This window comes from Vibrio sp. YT-17, assembly GCF_033337375.1.
Lineage (GTDB): Bacteria > Pseudomonadota > Gammaproteobacteria > Enterobacterales > Vibrionaceae > Vibrio > Vibrio alginolyticus.
Genome location: NZ_JAWOQP010000113.1, coordinates 1 through 1,273, shown reverse-complemented (window position 1 = coordinate 1,273; position 1,273 = coordinate 1). Strand labels below are relative to the sequence as shown.

Sequence of the window (1,273 nt, the reverse complement as noted above, 5' to 3'; positions counted from 1 at the left end):
TCATTCATCGCCTGTAAAACTAAAGCACCATCAATAATGACGTTGCTTGTTAAACTATCGATATCGGAATAACCGCTTTCTAATGAATTCGATTGAGATGAGGTTGTAGCGACAAAGCTGACGCGGTCGCCAGGTTGTATTGGTAACGCCTCAACAATGCTACTGCCTTGAGAAAGGTAGTAATAAGGGACCTGATCTTTTTTAAGCGAAAGATACATGTAATCTTTTTCGCCGGGGTTAGAAACCAAGTTTGACGTTAGTTGAGTTCCTTCGGTGACATCTTTTGCCCATAGAGCGCCAGATTCAATCTTGATACTCGTATAAGGGGTATAAGAATGCTGTTTTGCTTCTGACTCTGAAAACTCTCGAATATCAATTGCATCAATATTGACGGGATCAGCTTTGTTCACAGTTCGATTAACAAATGCGACTTGTACAAACACTTCATTTTCCACGACGGCCACAGGCTCTGGCTGGTCAAAGAAATCACTGACGTAAAAAAAGGCCAAAAACATAGTGATGGCAACAAATACAAAAATTAATGCTCTACTCATAGAATAAAAACCTTAAAAGAGAGGGTTTCCCCTCTCTCTAAATTTATAACGGGCTAACTTATCCTTAGCTGTTTGGTTTCTCGCCCTCTGAAGCCTTTTCGGTAGTGTTCGCACTCTCCATTGATGTAGAAATCTTACTCATTGCTCCACTTAATGTGTTTTGTAAAGAGCCTTGTTTGAATACAAGAAGAATAATTGAAGACATTGCCACTGCGATGATTGCGTATTCAACAGCAGTCACACCACGTTTATCCAGTTTAAATTTGTTACGGATATTACGAAGTTTAGAATTGATATTTAAAAGCATGTTTACCTCTATTTCCCTTGAATTAATCACTCATTTCGTGAACGAAGAAAATTTACATCAACAGAAACAATCACACCAATTAAGCTTTTTTATTTATATATAAGATGTTGTTATAAAAGTAATGAAATCCATTACATAATTTTTTATTATCCAAAATGATTTGAATTTAGAAGTAACACATTTAAAATAGTAAAATGAATTATATAAATTTTGCTTTATGGCTAACTTGCCTGGTTAACGTCTTACTCATATTCTATGGTGACATTCGCTATAGAATTGTGAAACATCGATTTCTTCTTATTATCTTTATTACTTCTCTACTTAGTTTGTTCTTTACTCCAGAACCACTAACTCAGCTTGCAGTGAGTACCTCTGTTTTTATTTGTTTCTTTATACTTTGGTTGATAAATAT

General features: G+C 35.3%; 2 protein-coding genes. Both read right to left on the bottom strand.

The features are described from left to right. Nucleotides 1-554: pilus assembly protein CpaB (locus R7F67_RS24265; protein ID WP_318057469.1), on the bottom strand; the 554-nt coding region annotated here is incomplete at its 3' end. Between the two features lie 64 nt (nt 555-618). After that, nucleotides 619-861 (bottom strand): Flp family type IVb pilin, encoded by a 243-nt coding sequence (locus R7F67_RS24260; protein ID WP_005454256.1) that lies wholly within the window; start codon nt 859-861, stop codon nt 619-621. Nucleotides 862-1,273 lie beyond the last annotated feature (412 nt).

Excerpts from the sequence above, each read along its gene's own strand:
- R7F67_RS24260 (WP_005454256.1), bottom strand. The coding sequence starts at position 861 with ATGCTTTTAAATATCAATTCTAAACTTCGTAATATCCGTAACAAATTT.